This is a genomic window from Streptomyces sp. NPDC096176, assembly GCF_044763255.1.
GTDB lineage: Bacteria > Actinomycetota > Actinomycetes > Streptomycetales > Streptomycetaceae > Streptomyces.
Genome location: NZ_JBIWFV010000008.1, coordinates 408,993 through 416,032 on the forward strand (window position 1 = coordinate 408,993; position 7,040 = coordinate 416,032).

Here is a 7,040-nt window from a genome sequence, read left to right on the forward strand (position 1 = left end):
TTTCCCGACTCGCCTTCTCGTGCTCGCTGTGCTTGAGAGTGCATTGTGCCGGGTGGCCGGGTGCCGTGTCGCGTGCCTCCAGCCGCGCGCCTCGACGCGACGGGTGCGGCCACTCGCGCGTCTCAGGCGCGACGGGTGCGGCCACTGCGCGAGGCGCCACCGAAGAGCCGGGCCAGCAGCCGGAAGGGAAGCGTCACCACGGTGGCGATCGCCGAGCCGATCATACGAAGCGCGTCAGCTATGGAGCGGAGCACAATTGACCTCCAGGTTCGGGTGCTTGGAATGGGTCGGGTAACCGCCGTCACCCGCCGCCAAACGTCGCCGTGCACCCGGCCTGATCCGAACGAGAGGCCCTGAGCGTCAGTCCTTGCCGATCAGGTCCGCAGGGAACGCGCCGGCGACCGCCGCCGTCATCAGGAAGCCGCGCCCCAGCTCGGTGAGCCGTTCGACGCCCTCCGCGCCCAAGTGCTCGTACGGCGCGCGGTCCAGGCGGTCCGTGAGGTCCTCGAGCTCGCTCCGCAGCGCGGTGCCCGCCTCCGTCAACTCGCCATCCGCGTCGAGCAGTCCGCGCCCCCGCAGCCGCTCCTGCGCCGCCTCCCAGTCGGCCCGGCCCCAGCCACGCGTGGCGAGGATCCAGCGGGGCGCCATACCCTTGCCCGTCGCGGTGTGGCTCACCAGCGCCTCGAGCGGGTCGAGGCCGGACGCCAGCAGGGCCGCCAGATGCCCGTCCCCGCGGTGCTCGCGAAGCAGCGTCGTCGCGTGCCAGTAGGCGAGGTGCGGTTCCGCCGGCACGGGCAGGTCCGCGTGGGCCGCGTACAACGGCCGGGCGTGCCGGGTGCACGCCTCGGCCGCGCGCAGGGCGAGCTCCGCCGCCTCCGCCAGGTCCGGGGACGCGATCACGTCGTCGCCGAGCAGCCGCCTCAGAGTGGTGTCGGCGGCACGCAGCCGCGCCGCGAGCACGGCCTCGGGGGACGCGGTCTCCCAAACCGCCGGCAGGTGCTTGGCGACCAGCTCGTGGTTGAAGTTGTAGAAGGCGGCGGTCACCGTGCCCGGTCCCACAGCGCCCAGTGCGGCGCCGCGTCCAGCGAAGTACGCCGCGCTCGCGTCCTCGATGCCGAGGCGGCCCAGCTCCTCGGTGAAGTCCGGCGAGAAGTAGACCGTCGAGTGCAGCGGGTTGAGGGCGTTGTGGCAGCGGCGTCCCGCGCGCGGGTGCAGAGAGGTCATGACGGGCAGGTTAGCGACTGCTTAGTACGGTCGGAAGAGCAGGGCGGGGCTGGGGTGGCCGATGGCAGGAAAGGTGGGGTTCTTGTCATTGCGGCCATGCTCTGGTCCCGCCAAGGATGGTGCCATGACACAAACCGTGCTGGTCGTCCTCTTCGACGAGGTGCAGGCCCTCGACGTGACCGGGCCGGTCGAAGTGTTCGACGGTGCCGGGCGGGCGAGCGGCGACCGGGCCGCGTACCGCATCCGTACCGCCTCGCTCGACGGCACACCGGTGCGGACCTCCAGCGGCCTCACCGTGGTGCCGGACGGCAGCCTTGCCGACGCACCGGCCCCGGACACGCTCCTCGTCCCCGGCGGCGAGGGCACCCGCCTCCCCGATCCCGGTCTGATCGACTGGCTGCGCGACAACGCACCTCGCGCCGGACGCCTGGTCTCCGTCTGCACCGGCGCCCTGTTGCTGGCCCGGGCGGGACTGCTCGACGGCCACCGCGCCACCACCCACTGGATGGTCTGCGAGCACCTTGCCGCCAACTATCCGGAGGTCGACGTCCAAACGGAACCGATCTTCGTCAGGGACGGCCGGCTCTCGACCTCCGCCGGCGTCACCGCGGGCATCGACCTGGCGCTCGCCCTGGTCGAGGAGGACCTGGGCCGTGACGTCGCGCTCACCGTCGCCCGCCACCTGGTCGTCTTCCTGCGGCGCCCCGGCAACCAGGCCCAGTTCAGCGCCCAGCTCGCCGCCCAGACCGCGTCCCGGGAACCGCTGCGCGAGGTGCAGCACTGGGTCACCCAGCACCCGGAGGCAGACCTGTCCGTCGACGCGCTCGCGGATCGCGCCGGTCTCTCGCCCCGCCACTTCGCCCGTGCCTTCCATACGGAGACGGGTACGACGCCGGGCCGCTATGTCGAGCGCGTACGCCTCGAGCACGCCAGAAGGCTCCTGGAGGACACCCCGGACGGCGTCACGAAGATCTCGCGGGCCTGCGGCTACGGCACCAGCGAAGCCATGCGGCGCGCGTTCGTGAAGGCTCTCGGGGTGGCGCCCGCGGAGTACCGCCGCCGCTTCCGCGGTACCGCGCAGACCGCTCGCTGACCAGCGACCAGCTACAGAACCGACCAGCTACAGAACCGATCAGCTACAGAACCAATCAGCCACAGGAGGGAACCACCCATGCAGATCGCCATCCTGCTCTTCGACCGCTTCACGTCCCTGGACGCCGTCGGCCCGTACGAAATGCTCTGCCGCCTGCCCGACGCGGAGGTCGTGTTCGTCGCCGAGAGGCCCGGACCCGTGCGCAACGACCGTGACGAGCTCTCCCTCGTCGCGGGCAAAGCCTTCGACGAAGTACCCCGCCCCGACATCGTTCTCGTGCCCGGCGGCCCCGGCCAGAGCGACCAGATGGAGAACGAGGCGCTGCTCGGGTGGCTCCGGTCCGTGGACGCGACCAGCACCTGGACCACGTCGGTGTGCACCGGCTCGTTGCTGCTGGGCGCGGCCGGACTGCTGGAGGGGCGCGAGGCGACGTCGCACTGGCTCGCCCTCGAGCACCTGGAGCGGCTGGGCGCGAAGCCTACCGGCCGCCGTGTCGTGACCGACGGCAAGTACGTGACGGCGGCCGGCGTCTCGTCCGGCATCGACATGGGGCTCACCCTGCTCGGCAGGCTGGTCGGCGAGGAGCACGCCCAAGCCGTGCAGCTGATGACGGAGTACGACCCGCAGCCGCCCTACGACGCGGGCTCGCCCGCCAAGGCGCCGGCCCACCTGGTCGAGAAGTTCCGGGCCGAGAGCCGCTTCTTCCTCCAGTAGGCCCGCTCAGGCTCCGGTGGTCCCCGGTGTCCATGTGAAGCGCGGCGTACGCCGCTCCAGGAAGGCGGCGACACCCTCGGCCGTGTCGCCGCTTCCCCGCGTCTGCTCCGCCCAGTACGCGTCACGGTCGGTGCGGCCCGCGGTGAACTCCTTGGCCGCGCACTGCGTCAACTGCGAGCGCGACACCAGGATCCGGGTGAACTCCGCGGCCCGTCGGCCCAGCTTGCCCTCGGGCAGCACCTCGTCGACCAGACCGGTGCGCAGTGCGCGCTCCGCGTCGATCAACTCGCCCGAGTACAGCAGGTACTTGGCCGCCGCCGGCCCCACCAGCGAGGCCAGTCGACGCGTAGAGACCGCCGGATAGACGATCCCGAGCTTCGCCGGTGTCACGCCGAACAGCGTGTCGTTCTCCGCGAAGCGCAGATCGCAGGCGGCGGCGAGCTGGCAGCCGCCGCCCACGCAGTAGCCGCGCACGACGGCGAGTGTCGGTTTGGGGAACGCGGCGAGCGCCTCCTCCGCGCGCACAGCCAGGGTCTGCGGGTCCTCGCCCGGTGCACGCAGCGAGGAGATGTCCGCGCCCGCGCAGAAGGTCTCGCCCTCACCGGTCAGCACCAGTGCCCGTACGGCGGGGTCGGCGGCCTGCTCCTCGAGCAGCTCCGGCAGCGCGCGCCACATGTCGGCGGTCATGGCGTTGCGCTTGGCGGGGTTGCTGATCACGACGGTGGCGACACCGTCCGCGACGGTGTGCAGCAGCTGCGGCCGGCGGGGCTCGGGGAACTCCATGGGCCGGATGCTATCGGGCAGGCCCGAACTCAAGATCAAGAAGGGCCCCGTCGTGGTCGGCGCCGTCGGGCGGCAGGCCGTCGGCACGGTCACCGCACAGGGGGAAGAAGCCGATGAAAGACGCCGGTAGGAGTGCCGATAAGGGGGCTGATAAGAGTGCTGAAACGATCGGTCCGGAGAAGCGGGCAGAAGGGGCTTCCGAGCAGTCACACAACTGACCCTGTCATACGCATCCGGTCAAAAGGCGTCGATAGACACTCACTTCCGTTCAGTGGTACGGCACGGACCTACTGACTACCAACACTTGTTACTCCAACGTCAGTGGGACGAGCTGAAGGTGGGTGCCGGACTATGGAGAGCCGCGGGAGCGTGCCTGCGCGGCCGCTGTCGTACGAGGGTGTCTGGCGGTTCACCGCCCCCGCTCTCGACGTGTCCGTCCCGCAGGCCAGGCACGCGGTGCGCGACCTGCTCGCCCGCCAGGGCGTGCCCGTCGCCGACGACGTCGTGCAGGGTCTGCTGCTGATCGTCTCCGAGCTGGTCACCAACGCGGTGCGGCACGCCGCGCTGCTCTCGCCGGAGGTCGCGGTCGAGGTGGCCATCGGCACGCACTGGGTGCGTGTCTCCGTGGAGGACAACCACCCCTACCGGCCCAAGGCGCTGGAGACCGACTCCGCGCAGACCGGCGGCCGTGGGCTTCTGCTGGTCCGTGAGATCACCCGGGAGGCCGGCGGGAACTGCGACGTGGAGCACACGGCGAGCGGCGGCAAAATCATCTGGGCCGAGCTGCCGCTCCTCGCCCAGTTCGTCGGCGGCGCGACGACCGTATAGGCGCCGCAGCCGCGCCGCCGCAGAACGTGGGACCGGCCGCCGACCGGTCCCGTGCTACCAGCCGCCGGCCGGTCCCGTCAGCTCCCTGACCGCGGGCCGGGCGGCGTCCAGCACCGTCATGAACCACGCGGAGAACGGCGCCTCGCGGTGCAGCTTCGCCAGTTCGTCGGGGGTCACGAAGGCCGTCTCGCCGATCTCCTCGGGGTCCGGTCGCAGCGGGGACTGCACCATCCCGACGAAGAGATGGTTGTACTCCTGCTCGACCAGCCCCGACTCCGGGTCCGGGTGGTTGTAGCGGACCGTGCCGGCCTCGGCGAGCAGCGAGGGCGAGACCCCCAGCTCCTCGTGCGTACGACGGGCGGCAGCCGCGAACGGGGCCTCTCCCGGGTACGGATGTCCGCAGCAGGTGTTCGACCAGACACCGGGGGAATGGTACTTGCCGAGCGCCCGGCGCTGCAGCAGCAGCCGCCCCTGCTCGTCGAAGAGGAACACCGAGAAGGCGCGGTGCAGTTGTCCCGGCGCCTGGTGGGCGGAGAGCTTCTCGGCCGTGCCGATGGTGTTGCCCTCCTCGTCGACCAGCTCGAGCAGGATCTCTGGTGATGTTCCGTTCGACGAACTGGTCGCCGCGGTGGCTGGTGTGATCGGCATAACCGTCCTTCGCATCGGTCCTCGGCCCGGCCGTCCTTCCGGAGGAAGGACCCTGGGCCCCGCTCAGTCTGCCGTACAAAAGCGGCTTGTCCGCACTTCGGCCGGAGCCTGGCATGTCCGCTCCGCCGCGTCGGAACGCGGCGGAGCGGACACGGTTGACGGATCCGTCAGACGCCGAAGGCCGCCGGATAGCGGACCGTGCCCTGCGGCACCGCCCGGGAACCGTCAAGCGTCAGCACCATCAGAGCCTCGTCCGGTACCTCGAAAGACGTCCGGATCCCGTAGGTCGAAGCGACCTCGAACCCGAACCTCGGGTAGTACTCCGGATGCCCGAGGACGACGACCGGCGCCTCGCCCCGCGCTCGCGCGGCGTCGAGCACCGCACGGACGACCGCCTGGCCCGCGCCCCGGCGCTGGTGCCCGGGGGAGACCGCGACCGGGGCCAGAGCCAGCGCGGGTGCGTCGCCGATCCGGCACCGCGTCAGCAACGCGTACGCGGCCACCGACCCGTCCGCCGCCTCCGCGACGTACGACAGCCCCGGCAGCCACGCCTCGCCGTCGAGCCGGAGCCGGTCCACAAGAGCGGACTCCTCCGGGGTGGGGAACGCGGCGGCGTTGACGGCCCGGACGGCCGGGATGTCGGCCGCCGCCTCCGGCCGGGTGCGCCGGCGCGCGTCGGCCGGACGCAGGACGTAACCGGTGTAGCCGAACTCCGAGCTGTGCTCCCGCCGCATGGCGATCTCCTCGCGGGTGGCGGCAAGCATCTCCGCCATGCCGGGGGTTGCGGGGTCCGCGGCATCGGCACGCTCGCCCAGCGGACCGTAGTACTCGTCCCAGTCGCTCTCGGGCTGGCGGTACAGGCCGAGAACGGTGTAGCCGGCCGCGACGGCCGCCGAGCAGTTCGCCGCGGTCGTACGCAGCGCGCAGTGCTGGTCCCAGAAGGCGCGCGCGTCGGGCGAGGGGTCCTCGGCAGTCCACTCGCACTCGGTCAGGACCAGGCTGCCGCCGGGAGCGAGCAGCCGCCGCCACTTGGCGAGGGCGGTGTCGAATCCGATGCTGTAGGCGGAGCTCTCCGCCCAGACGACGTCGAACGAGCTGTCGGGGAAGGGGAGTTCGCCCATGTCGGCGTTGACTGTACGGACCGCGTCACCGAGCCCGCGGGCCGCGGCGCTGTGCCGCAGCTCCTCGAGGAACGGCTCGTGCAGATCGACCGCCGTGACGTCGGCGGCGGCCCGCGAGGCCAGCAGCAGGGCGGAGCGGCCCGGTCCGCAGCCCAGGTCGAGTACCCGCGGACGCGTGGGCAGCGGCCCCGCCAGGGCGAGAAGCCGCAGCGAGGTGTCGTCGGAACCAGGACCCTGCCGGGGAAGACCGTGGTGCAGGGCGAAGAAAGCGTGGTGCAATGCGTTGTCGGACAACGTACGAACCCTTGTGTTCGGGGCTCCGGCCGACGTGCGCGGTCGGGTCGGTGGGACCGGACCGGATCAGGGTCGGACGGAAGCCCGGAGGATGAGGAAGGACCGGGCGCTGCTCGGGGCAGCCTCCACTGCGACGGTCATCAACCTCAGCTCCTCTCAAGGGCATAGGGACTTCGACATCCCTGCAAAACCCTAGCAGCCACGATGTCGCTTGGCGCCGGTGGCCAAGGGGGCTGTCGGTCAGTGAGCTTCTTCGAGTTGGCCACCGATCGGGTGATGGCCGTGAAGCGCAACGAGCGAGGCCCCCGGGCTGTTGATCGAGATGTCTGACGTCT

The 7,040-nt window shown here is 71.3% G+C and carries 9 protein-coding genes; 4 read left to right on the forward strand and 5 right to left on the reverse strand.

Features of this window, described 5'->3' with window-relative positions; all coding sequences use genetic code 11:
- Window positions 1–122 precede the first annotated feature (122 nt).
- The gene (locus ACIQ7Q_RS24245; protein WP_403865784.1) at window positions 123–254 is read right to left on the reverse strand and encodes an LPFR motif small protein; all 132 of its coding nucleotides are present in this window, start codon (window positions 252–254) and stop codon (window positions 123–125) included.
- Between the two features lie 106 nt (window positions 255–360).
- Window positions 361–1,224 carry a hypothetical protein gene (locus tag ACIQ7Q_RS24250; RefSeq protein WP_403865787.1) on the reverse strand — a complete coding sequence of 288 codons (864 nt, stop codon included), beginning with the start codon at window positions 1,222–1,224 and terminating at the stop codon, window positions 361–363.
- A gap of 124 nt (window positions 1,225–1,348) precedes the next feature.
- On the opposite strand from ACIQ7Q_RS24250, the gene ACIQ7Q_RS24255 reads away from it, so the two are divergent.
- Entirely contained in the window at window positions 1,349–2,317 is a 969-nt protein-coding gene (locus tag ACIQ7Q_RS24255; protein WP_403865790.1) for a GlxA family transcriptional regulator, read from the forward strand.
- A gap of 78 nt (window positions 2,318–2,395) precedes the next feature.
- On the forward strand, window positions 2,396–3,031 hold the full coding sequence (locus ACIQ7Q_RS24260) for a DJ-1/PfpI family protein (RefSeq protein ID WP_403865793.1): 636 nt from the start codon (window positions 2,396–2,398) through the stop codon (window positions 3,029–3,031).
- Window positions 3,032–3,037: 6 nt separating this feature from the next.
- On the opposite strand, the gene ACIQ7Q_RS24265 is transcribed toward ACIQ7Q_RS24260, so the two are convergent.
- Entirely contained in the window at window positions 3,038–3,814 is a 777-nt protein-coding gene (locus ACIQ7Q_RS24265) for an enoyl-CoA hydratase/isomerase family protein (RefSeq protein ID WP_403865796.1), read from the reverse strand.
- Here ACIQ7Q_RS24265 and ACIQ7Q_RS24270 point away from each other — a divergent pair.
- Both ACIQ7Q_RS24270 and ACIQ7Q_RS24275 read left to right on the forward strand, forming a co-directional pair.
- Window positions 3,813–3,944 (forward strand): hypothetical protein, encoded by a 132-nt coding sequence (locus ACIQ7Q_RS24270; RefSeq protein ID WP_403865799.1) that lies wholly within the window; start codon window positions 3,813–3,815, stop codon window positions 3,942–3,944. The genes ACIQ7Q_RS24265 and ACIQ7Q_RS24270 overlap by 2 nt on opposite strands.
- A 221-nt stretch (window positions 3,945–4,165) precedes the next feature.
- Entirely contained in the window at window positions 4,166–4,642 is a 477-nt protein-coding gene (locus ACIQ7Q_RS24275) for an ATP-binding protein (protein ID WP_403865801.1), read from the forward strand.
- 54 nt (window positions 4,643–4,696) lie between these two features.
- Here ACIQ7Q_RS24275 and idi read toward each other — a convergent pair whose 3' ends face one another.
- Together idi and ACIQ7Q_RS24285 are read right to left on the reverse strand one after the other, a co-directional pair.
- On the reverse strand, window positions 4,697–5,290 hold the full coding sequence (gene idi, locus ACIQ7Q_RS24280) for an isopentenyl-diphosphate Delta-isomerase (RefSeq protein ID WP_403865804.1): 594 nt from the start codon (window positions 5,288–5,290) through the stop codon (window positions 4,697–4,699).
- Window positions 5,291–5,457: 167 nt separating this feature from the next.
- Complete coding sequence (locus tag ACIQ7Q_RS24285; protein ID WP_403865807.1) at window positions 5,458–6,705, reverse strand: GNAT family N-acetyltransferase; 1,248 nt, start codon at window positions 6,703–6,705, stop codon at window positions 5,458–5,460.
- Window positions 6,706–7,040 lie beyond the last annotated feature (335 nt).